This is a genomic window from Vibrio sp. K4, from assembly GCF_051122595.1.
GTDB classification, from domain to species: Bacteria; Pseudomonadota; Gammaproteobacteria; order Enterobacterales; family Vibrionaceae; genus Vibrio; species Vibrio owensii.
Genome location: NZ_CP178578.1, coordinates 241,202 through 254,912 on the forward strand (window position 1 = coordinate 241,202; position 13,711 = coordinate 254,912).

14 protein-coding genes are annotated in these 13,711 nt (G+C 45.5%); 3 read left to right on the forward strand and 11 right to left on the reverse strand.

Annotation, left to right across the window (positions count from 1 at the left end):
- Position 1 precedes the first annotated feature (1 nt).
- The 3 genes from speB to ACLIIY_RS18545 all read left to right on the forward strand — a co-directional run bounded on the left by speB (position 2) and on the right by ACLIIY_RS18545 (position 4,822).
- Positions 2 to 922: an agmatinase gene (gene speB / locus ACLIIY_RS18535; RefSeq protein ID WP_005432598.1), complete on the forward strand. Its 921-nt coding sequence runs from the start codon at positions 2 to 4 to the stop codon at positions 920 to 922.
- A 262-nt stretch (positions 923 to 1,184) separates the two neighbouring features.
- Positions 1,185 to 2,390 carry a multidrug efflux MFS transporter EmrD gene (gene emrD, locus ACLIIY_RS18540; RefSeq protein ID WP_009705122.1) on the forward strand — a complete coding sequence of 402 codons (1,206 nt, stop codon included), beginning with the start codon at positions 1,185 to 1,187 and terminating at the stop codon, positions 2,388 to 2,390.
- Positions 2,391 to 2,656: 266 nt separating this feature from the next.
- The gene (locus tag ACLIIY_RS18545) at positions 2,657 to 4,822 is read left to right on the forward strand and encodes a S9 family peptidase (RefSeq protein WP_434529079.1); all 2,166 of its coding nucleotides are present in this window, start codon (positions 2,657 to 2,659) and stop codon (positions 4,820 to 4,822) included.
- Positions 4,823 to 5,003: 181 nt separating this feature from the next.
- On the opposite strand, the gene ACLIIY_RS18550 is transcribed toward ACLIIY_RS18545, so the two are convergent.
- The 11 genes from ACLIIY_RS18550 to ACLIIY_RS18600 all read right to left on the reverse strand — a co-directional run bounded on the left by ACLIIY_RS18550 (position 5,004) and on the right by ACLIIY_RS18600 (position 13,600).
- Entirely contained in the window at positions 5,004 to 5,999 is a 996-nt protein-coding gene (locus ACLIIY_RS18550; protein WP_009705124.1) for a porin, read from the reverse strand.
- Positions 6,000 to 6,214: 215 nt separating this feature from the next.
- Positions 6,215 to 7,084, reverse strand: a complete 870-nt coding sequence (locus ACLIIY_RS18555) for a metal ABC transporter solute-binding protein, Zn/Mn family (RefSeq protein WP_434529080.1) — start codon at positions 7,082 to 7,084, stop codon at positions 6,215 to 6,217.
- A gap of 16 nt (positions 7,085 to 7,100) precedes the next feature.
- Entirely contained in the window at positions 7,101 to 7,976 is an 876-nt protein-coding gene (locus ACLIIY_RS18560; protein WP_045413497.1) for a metal ABC transporter permease, read from the reverse strand.
- The gene (locus tag ACLIIY_RS18565; protein ID WP_434529081.1) at positions 7,976 to 8,701 is read right to left on the reverse strand and encodes a metal ABC transporter ATP-binding protein; all 726 of its coding nucleotides are present in this window, start codon (positions 8,699 to 8,701) and stop codon (positions 7,976 to 7,978) included. Before ACLIIY_RS18565 ends, ACLIIY_RS18560 begins: the two co-directional genes overlap by 1 nt.
- Complete coding sequence (locus ACLIIY_RS18570) at positions 8,701 to 9,627, reverse strand: metal ABC transporter solute-binding protein, Zn/Mn family (protein WP_045479996.1); 927 nt, start codon at positions 9,625 to 9,627, stop codon at positions 8,701 to 8,703. Before ACLIIY_RS18570 ends, ACLIIY_RS18565 begins: the two co-directional genes overlap by 1 nt.
- Positions 9,628 to 9,650: 23 nt before the next feature.
- Positions 9,651 to 10,205 (reverse strand): DUF6162 family protein, encoded by a 555-nt coding sequence (locus tag ACLIIY_RS18575; protein ID WP_054824328.1) that lies wholly within the window; start codon positions 10,203 to 10,205, stop codon positions 9,651 to 9,653.
- On the reverse strand, positions 10,202 to 10,522 hold the full coding sequence (locus tag ACLIIY_RS18580; RefSeq protein WP_005438283.1) for a hypothetical protein: 321 nt from the start codon (positions 10,520 to 10,522) through the stop codon (positions 10,202 to 10,204). The genes ACLIIY_RS18575 and ACLIIY_RS18580 overlap by 4 nt, the downstream gene beginning before the upstream one ends.
- Positions 10,523 to 10,566: 44 nt before the next feature.
- Positions 10,567 to 11,397: a DUF4198 domain-containing protein gene (locus tag ACLIIY_RS18585; RefSeq protein ID WP_045413509.1), complete on the reverse strand. Its 831-nt coding sequence runs from the start codon at positions 11,395 to 11,397 to the stop codon at positions 10,567 to 10,569.
- 16 nt (positions 11,398 to 11,413) lie between these two features.
- Positions 11,414 to 11,953 (reverse strand): DUF2271 domain-containing protein, encoded by a 540-nt coding sequence (locus ACLIIY_RS18590; RefSeq protein ID WP_434529082.1) that lies wholly within the window; start codon positions 11,951 to 11,953, stop codon positions 11,414 to 11,416.
- 23 nt (positions 11,954 to 11,976) lie between these two features.
- Positions 11,977 to 12,606, reverse strand: coding sequence for a PepSY-associated TM helix domain-containing protein (locus ACLIIY_RS18595; protein ID WP_434529083.1), 630 nt, complete (start codon positions 12,604 to 12,606; stop codon positions 11,977 to 11,979).
- Between the two features lie 136 nt (positions 12,607 to 12,742).
- Positions 12,743 to 13,600, reverse strand: coding sequence for a lysostaphin resistance A-like protein (locus tag ACLIIY_RS18600; RefSeq protein WP_434529084.1), 858 nt, complete (start codon positions 13,598 to 13,600; stop codon positions 12,743 to 12,745).
- Positions 13,601 to 13,711: the final 111 nt, after the last annotated feature.

Below are 13,711 nucleotides of genomic sequence, written 5' to 3' on the forward strand. Positions count from 1 at the left end.
TATGAATGATTTGTTTACTAAAACCGATTATTCGCTTTACTCCAACTCTATGTCGTTTCTACGTCGACCGTATATCAAAAATCCAGTATCGGCAGACGCAGACGTTGTAGTGCTAGGGGTTCCTCTGGACATGGCGACTTCTGGTCGTCCTGGTGCGCGTATGGGTCCAGATGCGATCCGTCGTGCGTCAGTAAACCTTGCTTGGGAAGGCAAGAAGTTCCCTTGGGACTTCAACGTATTTGATAAATTGAAAGTGATCGACGCAGGTGACCTTGTGTTCGATTGTGGTGATGCTGAAGATTTCACATACCGCCTAGAAGCGGCAACAAGTGAGATTCTAAAGAGCGGTAAGACAATGCTAGGCTTAGGTGGTGATCACTTCATCACGCTACCAATCCTACGTGCATACGCAAAACACCATGGTCAAATGGCACTGATTCACTTCGATGCGCACACTGACACATACGCGAACGGCAGTTCTTACGACCACGGTACTATGTTCTACCATGCGCCAAAAGAAGGTCTGATTTCTGCGAAGAACTCAGTCCAAATTGGTATTCGTACTGAATATGACCAACAAGATCACGGCTTCAATGTGATCAACGCGATGCAAGCGAACGACATGTCGGTAGAAGAGATTCTGGCAGAGATTCGTCGCACGGTTGCGGATAAGCCTGTGTATGTCACTTTTGACATCGACTGTCTGGACCCAGCATTTGCACCGGGTACAGGTACACCAGTTTGTGGTGGTCTGAACTCAGATAAAATTCTGAAGATCATTCGTGGTTTCGCTGGCATGAACATCGTAGGTATGGACGTAGTGGAAGTCTCTCCTCCATACGACCACAGCGATGTAACGGCCTTGGCTGGTGCGACTATCGCACTTGAGTTGCTTTACGCCTACGCTTCAGGTCGTGAATAACGAAAGTTGTTCTCAATGAACACAGAATTTCAAGGGGAGCTTCGGCTCCCTTTTTCGTTTTCAACACCCAACAAAAATAGATTAGATTTTCTAATCCAAATCATAGATTTTTATCTTGCTCAACTTCACACTTTTTAATTGCTAAGTCAGCACTCAAGCTCTAATATCTCGCGCCTAGATTCCCTAATCACTTTGTTTATTTGGCTCTCCTACATGGAGCGCTAAGGCTTTTTACGTCTTAAATTTCTGGAGAGATACGCAAATGTCCGCCTCGTTTCCATTAGCGAAACTTACCTTTTTAATCGCAATTCTGACTGCCGTAGGTCAAATGACTCAAACGATGTACGTGCCTTCTATCGGTCATATGGCGGGTGAGTTCTTGGTATCAGCGTCTTCACTTCAAGCTGTGATGGCATGTTACCTGATCCCTTATGGTCTATCGCAGTTCGTGTACGGTACGCTTTCTGATCGTCTTGGTCGTAAGCCGATCATCATTGCTGGTTTGATCATCTACATTCTTGGTACTTTGGTGGCACTATTTGCTCATGAGTACGAATGGTTCCTAGCAGGTAGCTTTATCCAAGGTTTGGGTATCGGTTGTGGCGGTGCTATGTCTCGTACACTGACTCGTGACTGCTTTGAAGGTGCAGAACTGCACCGTGCGAACAGCTTGATCAGCATGTGTGTGATTTTCTCACCATTGATCGCGCCAGTATTGGGTGGTTACCTGACAGAAGCTTTCGGTTGGCGTTCAAGTTACCTGTTTCTTGCACTATTTGGTATCGCGGTGGTCATTACCATGATGACAAGCATGATGGAAACCTTGCCGAAAGAGCGCCGCAAACATGAATCTGTGGCAAAGAGCTACAAGTTCGTGCTTTCAGACAAACGCTTCCAAGGCTTCTTATTGGTGTTGGTTGCTACATTCGCAGGTGTTGCAGTATTTGAAGCAGCAGCAGGTGTACTACTAGGCGGCGTGCTTGGTTTACCAGCAACCACAGTAAGCTTACTGTTTGTCTTGCCGATTCCGGGTTACTTAGTCGGCGCAGGCTTATCTAGCTACATCGCACAACGCCGCTCTGAGCGCCGTGCTCTAAACGTTGGTCTAGTCGCTATCTTAGTTGGCTCAGCAGTGGTATTGATTCCGGGTCTGTTTGGTCTAACAACGGCGTTGACTCTGATTGGCGGTGCAACTATTTACTTCTTGGGTGCGGGCATTTTGTTCCCAGCGGCAACAACAGGGGCACTTTCACCGTTCCCATACCACGCGGGCACTGGCGGTGCGATTTTGGGTGGTATGCAAAACCTAGGTGCGGGTATCGCGACGCTGTTGGCTTCGTTCTTCCCGGCACAAGACCAAATGCCGCTAGGTTGTTTGATGATGGCAATGTCGATCATCGCCATGCTTGGTCTGCGTTGGGTTAATCGCAAGCACGACCACTCAAACGAAATGCCATTGGCGATCTAAAATCTGACGCTCATCACCCAAAAGGGACATGCTGAAAAGTGTGTCCCTTTTTTGTTGCACACATCTTACCCTTTAGCTCTCATCCACCAGCAATTGCATTTAACATCCCATCCAATCTTTGCTAAAAAGAACAGTTGCTTATACAGAAATTATTCGTTTGCCATTCGATATAAATACATTCACTGGAAGAACACAAACGTACTTTTACTCGCAAGATAAATGAATGGCGAAAAAACACGAGAAGAGTACACAATAAGGATACACAGATGCGTTTCACTTTAACCACGTTGGCCGTATCGGTCGCGCTAGTCGCCGGATGCAGCAATCAAGGATTACCAACCATGAACCATTACTCCCAATCGCAACTCGTTGCTCAACAAACCCAAGCACCCGTTGCAAAAAAAGTCCCTCATGCAATGAATATTCATGGTGATACACGAATCGATAATTACTACTGGATGCGTGATGATGAGCGTCAAGATCCAGAAATCTTGCAACACCTTAAGCAAGAGAATCAGTACGCAGAAACTGTTTTAAAACACACCGAAGCACTACAAGAACAGCTTTTTGAAGAGATCAAAGGGCGTATTGCGAAAGATGACAATTCAGTACCCGTTCGAAAAGGCAGTTACTACTACTCAAATGAAGTGACAGGCGACAACGAATACGAAGTACATCTGCGTGCAAAAGACTTTGCAGGTAAAGATAAGCAAGTCATCTTAGATGTTAACGAGCTGGCAAAAGAACATGAGTTTTTCAGTATTGGCGGCTTAACGATCAGCCCAAATGAAAACTTGTTGGCTTATGGCGAAGATACCCTGAGTCGCCGTATTTACACCATCAAGATCAAAGACCTCACGACGGGTGAATATCTAAAAGATGAAATTGAAGGTGCATCAAGTGCGATTGCGTGGCAAAACGACAACCAAGCTTTCTACTACATCAAGAAAGACCCGCAAACACTTCTAGGTTATCAGGTTTACCGCCATGTATTGGGCACGCCTCAAACAAGCGATGAGCTAATCTACGAAGAAACCGACAGCGCTTACTACACCTTCTTGAGTAAGAGTAAAGACGGTGAGCAAGTTTACATTTGGCACTCAAGCACAGAGACAAGCGGCGTGTCTGTGATTGATGCTAACAACCCGAACGCCAAAGCCGAAGCTTTCTACCCTAGAGAGACTGGTATTGAGTACAGCATCGCTAAATTAGGTGATTGGTACTACATCTACACCAACTATCAAGCAGTAAACTTCCGTTTGATGAAAGTGAAAGCTGAAGAGATGCATGACCGCTCTAAATGGGTCGATGTCATTCCTGCTAACGACAATTCTCAGCTAGTAGATTTCGACTTGTTTGACGATCACCTTGTTTATGAGCAGCGTACGAATGGCCTGTCGACCGTGAAGGTTCGTCAATTATCAACAGGCAAAGAGTTTCCACTCGAGTTCAATGACACTGCTTTTGCTGCTTACCTCACGGGCAACCTTGAGCTAGACAATTCAAAAGTTCGCATCTACTACAGCAGCCTGACGACACCGGGGACTTACTACGATTTCGACCTAAATACAGGTGAATCTGAAATCATGAAACAAACACCAGTGCTGGGTGATTTTGATGCCGATAACTACCAGTCAGAGCGAATCATGGTGACTGCTCGTGATGGTAAACAAGTGCCAGTTTCATTGGTTTATCGCAAAGACCTATTCAAGAAAGATGGCACTAACCCAATCTACCAGTACGGTTACGGCTCATACGGCTCCACTATCGAGCCAACATTCCGTTCAACTCGTTTGAGCTTACTTGATCGCGGATTCGTGTACGCAATCGCGCATATTCGTGGTTCAGAAATGCTTGGGCGTCCTTGGTATGAAGATGGCAAAAAGCTGACTAAGCAAAACACCTTCAATGACTTCATCGACGTAACCAAAGGACTTGTTGAAGAAGGCTACGGTGCCAAAGATAAAGTGTTTGCTGTTGGTGGCTCTGCAGGCGGCCTACTGATGGGCGCTATTATCAACCAAGCACCAGAGCTCTACCGTGGTATTGGCGCGCACGTTCCGTTTGTTGATGTCGTAACGACCATGTTGGATGAATCAATTCCTCTAACCACCAACGAATACGATGAGTGGGGCAATCCAAATGACAAAACCTACTATGACTACATGCTGAGTTACTCACCGTACGACAACGTGAAAGCTCAGAATTATCCGAACATGTTAGTGACAACGGGTTTGCATGACTCACAAGTTCAGTACTTTGAGCCAATGAAGTGGGTAGCCAAACTTCGTGAAATGAAAACCGATGATAATGTCTTGTTGTTCAAAACCGATATGGAAGCAGGCCACGGTGGCGCTTCTGGTCGATTCAAACGATTAAAAGAAGACGCGCTTGAGTACGCTTTCTTCCTAGATCTGTTGGAGACCAAATAAGCTTTAGTCGTCATTCATTATGAGTCCACCGAAAACAATGCCCGCTTTTACGCGGGCATTTTGCAATCTAGATACTCGATGATGTAACTCAGGTGAGCTAAACAGAAAGAAAAACGCCTACTCACAGCGAGTAGGCGTTAACACAATAAATGTGTTTAGGCAGTAGAAACTGTCCTATTTATTAGAAGTAGTAACGAGCACCTAGAGTCCAGTAGTCGTTCTCTTCGTTGTTGTAGTCGTTACCTAGATCAAACTGGTAAGCAGCAAACGTGTAGAAAGATGGCGTCACTGCGTACTCAGCTTGTAGAGCCGTTTCGCTAGTGATTGTTTTGCTATCTTTATCGTTTTCTACACCTTCGTAGTTAATACTGAACGTCCAATCGTTAACGCCGTAAGCCAATAGACCTTCAAGCTGAGTTGTTTCTTCTAACATATCGTAGAAGTAATCGTTCATACCGTAAACAACTGCTGCGTAGATGCCAGAGCCGTATTTACCGTAGTTAGCAGAGAACACGTGTGATTCAGCAGACTTTGTACCAAGAGTCGCGTTCTTAACGTCACCACCACTGTATACGTAACCTAGACCAAAGCCAGCCAGCTCTGTGCTAAGCGCGATTTGACCACGTTGCTCATAAGTTGTTGCATTAGAAGTTTGTTCACCTTGCCAGCCCAAGCCAACATTCAGACCAAAACCTTCACCAAACTCGAAACCTTTGCGGTAGCTAAGCATTTTATCTGCACGTGCAGTACCTAGGTTACCTTGGTTGTCATATAAGAAGTCATTGGCAAACGCGATTGGTAAATCCGCAACGCCTGCTACGTCATAGTATGGAGCCCACTGTGTACCAGCAACAACACGGCCGTACTGCTCGTGAGTAGCACCAATGTAACCTAGACGTGTTTTGAATGAAGTATCGCCACCATTAAGGTAGTTCAGTGCCCATTCACCTTTAGCATCGATAGTTACGCCGTTACCGATGTCTTTTTTACCACCGATGTTAATACGAGGAGATACTTGGTGAACCTTTACTTCGTCTTCAAAATACTCACCCACGCCCACAGAAACGTGGCCGCCGATAGAAAGAGATGTGCCATCGCTGTTGTAAACTTCAGCTGCGAAAGCTTGAGAACCACATGCTAGTGCCGCCACTGCAACGGCTAGAGTTTTCATTTTCATTGTTAACATCCATATAGTTGTTTGTACTGGTTCGCCCCGACAGCAAAATAAAATGCATCAATCGCAACGAACAGATAACAAAGTAGTAATGAAATATAAATGAAACAAATACTTTCTTATGCAACTGGTGTTATTTGTGGTTAATTTTTGATCTTGATCCCATAAAAAAAGGGAACTTTTCAGTTCCCTTCATAATTTGTGTGGTGTTTTGCGTGTTACAACTGCCAGCGTGCGAGTGGCTTCTCAGTTTTGATACCTTTACTGCCCCATCGGTCAATAACATCAATTTGCAGTATGCGATCCTGTGAAACTAATGAAGTTAACGTTTTTGACGGGCGTTTATCAGTGATCAGCCACAGAGTTTCATCTTCCTCAAATTGAGCTTTTAAAGATAGTTTCTCTGCCTCTGACCATTCCAATTCTGGTTTGAATTGGCGATCGACCACAAACAGTTGGTTTCCTGATGCAAAATCTTCTAACGACTCGCCCAACAATACCACCGAATCGATCTCTTTTTCGAAAATTACTTCTTGTTGTTGATTAATCAGTTCCCGTACGTCCAGCATCAAGGCTTGCTGGTTCTTTTCAATCTGAGCTTGATGTTGAGGGTATACCTTTTGTAAATCTTCACCAACAATCGCTGCCATTCGAATCAAGTTACTCGGATTCATCCATGCGTATTTCGACGTCTCACCATTATCCAACGTCAATGCCGCAACCCCTTGTGCTCTCGGTGAAATCGCTTGAGAGGCATCAATCTCTATCAAGCGCACATTTCCCTGACGCGCATACACAAAAGTAGGGTCTTGATGCCAAACAGCACCTAGCGTGATCGCTACCGTTGCATTCTTGCCTGCTGTGGTAACTTGTTCAGTTCCTTTACTTGCAAACCAATTCACCAAACGCTCAATCCCATAACGTTTAGGCGGCAAGTAAGTCGTCTCGATGTCCGTACCTTGCATCAACTGCTGAGCCAACATGTAGGTCACAGGAGTGCTCGTAACGATGTCTTTGGCAAAAGCAAACGGCGCTGCTGTACTCGCTATTGCCAAGCTCAATCCCATAATTATTTTTTTCGTGTTCATATTCGAATATCCAGATTTAAGCTTTGCGCACAATGCGATACATGGTTGCAGTTAAGAAGAAGGTTGCCGAAACAATGATGATCGACGCGCCAGATGGCACAGGGAGTTCCAACTCCATCGGCAAGACGGTGCCAACCAAGCACGCGATGGTCGCCAACAATGATGAGAGCAACACAAAGCTCCCCATTCTCTTAGTAAGAAGGCGGGCTGTTGCACCAGGAATCAGCAATAATGCCCCTACTAATACGGCACCGATTATCTTCACCGCGGCAATGGTGACTAGTGTGATCATCATGACGAACAAGTAATCGTAGAAGCTGGTATTGAATCCACGAACACGCGCGATATCAGGGCTGATGCAAGTCAGTAATATGCGGTTAAATGTCGGGATCAAAAGCAATAAAATGATCAAGCAACTCACGGCCAGAATCGTAATGTCTCTGTCTGTTACCGTCAGAATTGAACCAAATAGAACATTCTCTAGCATGTGGATGTTGATCTTGCGTGCCACGTACATCAGCAAGGCTGCACCGACCGCCAGTGCCAGCGCTAGAAATACACCAACTAATGTATCGTAAGGAACATTGGTTCGATTTCGCACAAAATGCAGCAGCAGTGCGAAGATCATGCAGAAGCTAAATAATCCAATGAATGGGTTTTCTGGTGGCTCACCAAGCAGTACACCAATTGCAATACCCGTTAATGCTGCATGGCCGACGGCCTCTGAAAAGAACGCTAAACGCTTAGCAATAACTAGCGTGCCTAAACCACCCAGCAAGGGACCAAGAATGAGTGCAGCCACTATCGCGTTGACCATAAACGCGTAAGCAAAACTGTCGCTTAACCAACCCGCTTCCACACCATGCAAAGCGAGCTCTCTTAACCAATCCATTACGCCGCCTCCACTTTTGCTGTGTAGTGCTTAAACAACGATTCGATACGTTCTGGACTCAATACTTCTGAATGGTGCCCTGACGCCACAATTTGACGATTCACAACATGGATCTGAGCATCCAAACGACGTACAGCTGTCACATCATGATGCACAGCAAGCACGGTTTTACCTTCCCCAACAACTTCATGAATTAAGCTTTCAAGGTAACGAACACCTTGCTCATCCATGCCCGTCGTTGGCTCATCTAAAACAAGCAGACTAGGTTCGTCTAATAACGCTTGAGCGAACAAAACACGCTGCTGTTCACCACCCGATAACTGTCCCATTCGTCGGTCACTACGTGAAGCCATACCAACGCGATCTAGTTGAGCAAGCGCTTGTTGAGTTTGCTTGGTTTTACGTCGCCAAAACAGCGGCACTCTGGTTTGGTTAAGCAATACGAAATCCATAACCGTGAGAGGCAGACTGGCTTCAAACATGGCTTTTTGTGGTACATAGCCAATTTTCGCTGCATGTTCGCTGTCTGGCCAATGGACAGAAATATCACCAGTAAATGGGGTTAAGCCCAAAACAGAGCGTAAAAGAGAGGTCTTCCCACCACCGTTAGGCCCCATGATGACGTGACATTGGCCAGCTTCAAATTGGGTTTGAATGTCTTGCAGAATCAGGTTGTCACCATATTGAAGGCTTACCCCATCGAGAGAAATAGAAGGCCCTAACATCAAGCTTTCTCCTGTTCGTGCTTGCTCGCAACGAACTTCATCGCTTCAATCAGAGTTGCGACGTTCTCACGCATTTCGACTTCAACCTTATTAGCTTCGTATTCGCCATGAGTCATGTGAGAAAAACGGTAAAGCTGAACACCGGTCGCTTCTTCGATCGTATCGACAAAACGATTTGGCATGTTTAATTCGTAAAACAACACATCAATACCAGATTGACGAATCTTCTCGATGGTTTCTTGTAACTGGCTTGCGCTTGGCTCTACACCATGAGCAGGTTCGATAACGGCTGCGACGTCAACGCCGAATTCCTGCAAGATGTAACCATAAGCATTGTGCGTAGTAGCGACCTTCATACCTGCTGTATCAAGTTGCCCTAAAGACAACATGGCATCACGCTTCAAAAGGCGGAATGTTTTTGCGTAAGAGCGAGCATTCTTGCGGTAATACGCAGCATTGTCTGGGTCGAGTTTGCTTAGCTCACTCGCAATCGTGTAAACCTTTTGAATCGTGGTAGATAAGCCAACAAACGTATGCGGGTTCACTGCGCCTTTACCGACTGATTGCCCCATCGCAGGCAACAGCGGTACTTCTTTGTTCGCCTCTATCACCACAAGATCGTCACGTTGTGAAGCTTGAATCACTTTAAGAGCAAAATCATCGTGGCCGATACCATTGACCACAATCACATCCATTTGCTTCAAACGCTTTAGATCATTAGGTTGAGGTAAATAGTTATGAGGGTTAAAACCTGCATCCACCAGCGGTAGAATTTCTGCTTTATCACCGACCACCGCTTTTACATAGCTGTAGTATGGTTGGAGCGTAATACCAATATTGAGCTTATCTGCTGCAAAGCTCGATGAAGCTACTGCCAGCAATGCACTAGCCGTTATAATTCGACGTAGAAAAGATCGTTTCATCATAGTTGTTATCGTTAAAATTGAGCTTAATGGGCGTGAGCATTTGAAGAAGTAGCAGGGACAAGAACAATTTGTTGCCAACCTTGCTTCTGACGTTCGCTTATTTCTACAAGAGACAAATCAGACGCCTTTGTTGTGGATTGAATAAACCAAATGTCAGCGTGTTCATTACGACTATCGAGAAGCATGGAAGCCGCGCCTTTTTCATCTTGCCTTACACCGAGATAAATCCCTGCATCTAAGCGTTGCCATTGATGAGAGCCTTTGCGCTGCCAACTTTGGTCTTGCACAAATGGGGCAACCCAAAACTCTTCCAATTCGCTGACGGCAGGCCACTCGCCAGCATCTAGATGAAGGTCTCGAATCTCTTCATGTGCCAACTTTAGCTCGGCAATCATCGCAAGTTCTTCTTGTTCAAGGTCAGTGATGAGAACTTGATGAGCTAGCACTTCGGTATGTTCTGTCTCAGCTTGATGGTGAGGCAGCAAAATCGTGGAGACCGCAAGAATACCTGCGATGGTTAGAGCAACCCATTTACCTTCTCGACTACCGTTATCCGGTCTGATCTTCTGGGTAATCATTTCTCTTTTAACTCAACGATATCCACTTCTACTGGGTTTTCATGCCCCGCATCGAAAACCAAATAAAAGTCGGTTTGAGGATGAGTGAATTCAGCAATGGAGCGTTTATCTGTCGTTACTTTGGCGATCAAGTTGTCGTCGTAATCGTACATTTCAACGTCGTAATCCACAGCGGTAGAACCATCTGAGTAACCCGCCTCGCAAATCACTTTGTCTTGCTCTAAATGGCAACTCATCAATGGAAAGTGCGCGAACGCTTGAGAAGAGATAAAACCAGCAACCAACACTGAGGTTTTAAGAATAGAAACGTTTTTCATGATGCATCCAAATTGGCTCAGCGAAGGGCTGAGCCAAATTTTGATTAGTTAAGTTGAGTTTCAAACGTTAGGTGAACGTTCATGCTTGCTTTGTCTGCAAGTGGATCGTTTTTCAGCTCACCCTTGTAGTTTGCTTTCATTAGGTAGCGGCCCGCTACATCTGGAGTAAAAGTGATTTTTCCATCCTTATCACTGACCACATCGATTTGCTCTTGGTGGTTGCGATACAGAGTACCTTCACGCGTAATTTCCGCCGTGACACCTTGCTGAGGCTCGCCGTTAAAGAAGAATTGGAATGTCACTTCTTCACCTTCAATAATGTCTGAAGGGTGCGTAATCGGCTTCATTTCTAACAGCTTACCTTCAATCTCTAGCGCCTTTTCTGTTGGCATACCAACCGTTACATAGCTCTCTGCACGTGTGTAGCTAAGTTGGGTAACGACATCACGTGCTTTTTCAGGAATCACACTTGCGCGATCTGCTTTGCTCGCTTTCGCCCACTTAACCGTGTCACGACGGCCAGCTTTGTACTGGGTGTAGTAGCTAGGTTGGTTGTTGATAGCCACTTTGTGCGTGCCCTCTTCAACAAAGAAGAAATCGAACATTGAACGACGCTTACCGCGTACGACAAAGTTTGGACGCTCAGAACGACCATCTGGCATGATCACGAACGCTTGCTCGCTACCTGCTGGCTTATCGAATACAAACGTACCGTGAGACGCTGTCACATCGAACGTTAACCAATCACCGCCTTCTTTTGATACCGTAAAGTGAGAAGGGAGAACCCAACGAGGGTGCGCTTGTGCTGTTGTCGCGGCCGCTAACCCCATTGCCATTACACTTGCTAATGCCACCGCTTTCATTTTGGTTTTCATTGTTATTCCTTCTCTATCACTTAACTTGGTAATTGACGGTAATGACGCCCGTCTCTTCCGTTGGTTTTATTTGGTAGCGAACTTCACTGTCCGCTAACTGCATTTTTTGACGTAGGTAATTACGGCCACCGTGTTCACGTACGACTTCTACATGTAGGGTGTAATTGCCCTGTTCGAGTCGTTGACCATCATCATTAGTGCCATCCCAAACGAATCGGTATTGGCCTGCAGGTCGAGTGGCTGAGGTTACGGCATCGACCAATTCGCGATCGTAACGACCCACTTTGCGCCACCAGCTGCGAAGATCTTTCAACCACTCATCTTTGCCTACCCAAAGCTGAATGGTTTTGACTGGTTTACGCTTTTCATCTTCGATCCATACTGCGACATAAGGTCTTGCGTACATCGAGGTATCAATCTTTGGTAACTCAAACTCAAAGTCGACTTTGGCATTATCTGGAAAGGGAGCGGCCATAAGCGGCAAAGGAGATAAAGCCGCGATCAATGCGGCTTTACTAAACGGGTGACGGCGAAAAATTTGGCCCATGTTCAACATTGGTTTTTTCTCTGAATAGGCTGTTATGGCACAGCGAAATAATAAATAACGAGTGATAACGCAGTGCCAAAACTCATCCACTGCATTGATGTTCTAAAAGTCTTTTTCTTTGGAAGCAGCAAACACACACCGGTCAGCACAAAAAACACCATTAGCAGGGCTGTTACGTCGATAAACCATTTCCATGTATCACCACTATTGCGTCCTTTATGCAGGTCATTAAGTAGTGCAATCACACCATAGTTAGTGGTTTCAACTTCAGCTTCACCCGTCGTCATATCGACGAAAACGGTGGCGTTGTAGCCTGGGCCTTTGAAATCTAAAGAGAGTTCACCAATCATCAATTCACCATCCTCAACCTCGGTATACACATCGAGTGCTGATGGTGTGCCTCGTAGGTCTGTTTCTTGTGTTAAGAAACTCAACAGGGCAGAACGATCGGGTTGGAAGCTTCCTTCATTCGCAAATAGTTGCTCGGAAGGAACTGTGAGTGTGTGTTGCTGAATGATGGGTTCACTGCGCTCAAACAGTTCTGGTCGGTTCAACGTAATACCAGTTACCGCAAAAAACAGCGTCACCAATAAAAGAGCCATAGAAATGTAAATATGCAGACGGCGTGCCCAAGTCTGGACGCCTTTGCTTTTGAGCAACATAGAAAACAATCATCACCAGTAAATGAGGGAGTAATTTAGGTGATAATCATTCGTATTGGCATTTAATTTACATTGTTTACGTTTGGTCAAAAAGCATTGCTCCCGTCGATACTGACGGGAGCAAATAAGAGGGGCGTTATCGAGCGAGAATGGGATAAGTAAAGAAAACCAAGTGACAGAAATTAAACACGAAGTGAGCAAGCACAGCGCACCATAAACGGCCAGTAAAATGGAAGACCAAACCGTACCCAACCCCTGCAAGCGCGGCAAATACCATTAATAGTGGGCCACCAGCAAAATGAGCCAAACCAAATAAAAGACTCGCTACTACCAAGCCGACTCGCCAGTCAAAGCGGCGGGATAGCGACTGTTGTATAAATCCACGAAATAGCGCTTCTTCTGCCACACAAGTCAGGACTAAGTTGTTTAAAGCAAATAACCACCACCAAGATGGCAAACTCAATTCTGGTTTTAAGGCTCCAAGTGCTGACGCAATAGGCAACAATAAGAGCAAAGGAATCATCACCAGCAATGCCGGTTTGACTCTTACCTTTGACTCACCACCTAGCAAAATCGGATAAGCCAGTAAGAGTGCAAAGAAGGCAAGCGGCTTGTCTAAGTTAAGGTACATAGAGAATGGAGCACTTAACGGCCCTGCGGATACCTTGTCGAGCACTTGCAGATTATTGAATCCCGGGATCAGATGGACAAACAACAAGACACACCAAACCATCACGATTCCCCACCCCAAATAGAAAATGGGTTTCGTTTTTGGCTGCGCTTTTAGCCTTGAAGCGAGACAGGGAATTCGGTATGACACGCCAAGCACAAACAAAGAGCTGACCAAGGCGATAAGCTCAAGACGGCCAAGAATAAAGCCACCAAGCAAGGTGATGCCAAGCAATACGAGTGCGACTCCAGTATGACGGAGAAAAGCCGCTGCTATCGCCAAAATTAGCGGGCACCATAGCCAGATGTCGAAATCGAGAATCATTGTATTATCCTTATTAACAAAAGCTGACGTTCCAGTCTTATCGCTGGATAGCTGTAATATAACGTTATGATATTTAAAAGAGATCGAACCAGACTCAATATTTACAAACAA

Coding starts and splice junctions, on each gene's coding strand:
- speB (WP_005432598.1), top strand. CDS start 2: ATGAATGATTTGTTTACTAAAACCGATTATTCGCTTTACTCCAACTCT.
- emrD (WP_009705122.1), top strand. CDS start 1,185: ATGTCCGCCTCGTTTCCATTAGCGAAACTTACCTTTTTAATCGCAATT.
- ACLIIY_RS18545 (WP_434529079.1), top strand. CDS start 2,657: ATGCGTTTCACTTTAACCACGTTGGCCGTATCGGTCGCGCTAGTCGCC.
- ACLIIY_RS18550 (WP_009705124.1), bottom strand. CDS start 5,999: ATGAAAATGAAAACTCTAGCCGTTGCAGTGGCGGCACTAGCATGTGGT.
- ACLIIY_RS18555 (WP_434529080.1), bottom strand. CDS start 7,084: ATGAACACGAAAAAAATAATTATGGGATTGAGCTTGGCAATAGCGAGT.
- ACLIIY_RS18560 (WP_045413497.1), bottom strand. CDS start 7,976: ATGGATTGGTTAAGAGAGCTCGCTTTGCATGGTGTGGAAGCGGGTTGG.
- ACLIIY_RS18565 (WP_434529081.1), bottom strand. CDS start 8,701: ATGTTAGGGCCTTCTATTTCTCTCGATGGGGTAAGCCTTCAATATGGT.
- ACLIIY_RS18570 (WP_045479996.1), bottom strand. CDS start 9,627: ATGATGAAACGATCTTTTCTACGTCGAATTATAACGGCTAGTGCATTG.
- ACLIIY_RS18575 (WP_054824328.1), bottom strand. CDS start 10,205: ATGATTACCCAGAAGATCAGACCGGATAACGGTAGTCGAGAAGGTAAA.
- ACLIIY_RS18580 (WP_005438283.1), bottom strand. CDS start 10,522: ATGAAAAACGTTTCTATTCTTAAAACCTCAGTGTTGGTTGCTGGTTTT.
- ACLIIY_RS18585 (WP_045413509.1), bottom strand. CDS start 11,397: ATGAAAACCAAAATGAAAGCGGTGGCATTAGCAAGTGTAATGGCAATG.
- ACLIIY_RS18590 (WP_434529082.1), bottom strand. CDS start 11,953: ATGTTGAACATGGGCCAAATTTTTCGCCGTCACCCGTTTAGTAAAGCC.
- ACLIIY_RS18595 (WP_434529083.1), bottom strand. CDS start 12,606: ATGTTGCTCAAAAGCAAAGGCGTCCAGACTTGGGCACGCCGTCTGCAT.
- ACLIIY_RS18600 (WP_434529084.1), bottom strand. CDS start 13,600: ATGATTCTCGATTTCGACATCTGGCTATGGTGCCCGCTAATTTTGGCG.